The organism is Lactobacillus sp. C449L (assembly GCF_059900815.1).
Window position 1 is genome coordinate 1 of the sequence record NZ_JBWXGA010000355.1, and the last position, 422, is coordinate 422.

Annotated in this window: 1 protein-coding gene; it reads left to right on the plus strand. The window is 48.8% G+C overall.

The window, feature by feature from the left end; genetic code table 11:
• Positions 1–422 (plus strand): hypothetical protein (locus AC2JF9_RS09760; RefSeq protein ID WP_500727382.1); only part of this gene is annotated, 422 nt, incomplete at both ends.

Genomic DNA, 422 nt, shown 5'->3' on the forward strand with positions numbered 1-422 from the left:
CTATGCCTATGTCGGCAACGATCCCGTCAATCTGGTAGACCCGCTGGGACTGCAGGGACAGGACGAAGCCGAAGAAGAAATTTTTGTGTATGGCAGGCGTCTCCGGGCACATTCCTGGCTCGAAATCTTTTTCGGAGGCAATAGCGGACGAGGCAATAGCACACAAGGAAGCCGAGAAGGCCGGACAGGCTTACGAAAAAATTATGAGTCGAAGCCACTTCCTCGGTGTCTGCAGAATTTCTTGAAGGGAAGGATTAAGAGCAATCCTGCAGATATTCGATTGCATAGAGGTTCTCCATTTGAATTAACTGGAAATTCTGTGACGTTTGGCAACAACATATATTTGGCTGGGAACAGCTATGATCGTACCGATCGGGCTGCAATGATCCACAAGTTCCACGAGATTCAGCACACCAGCCAAT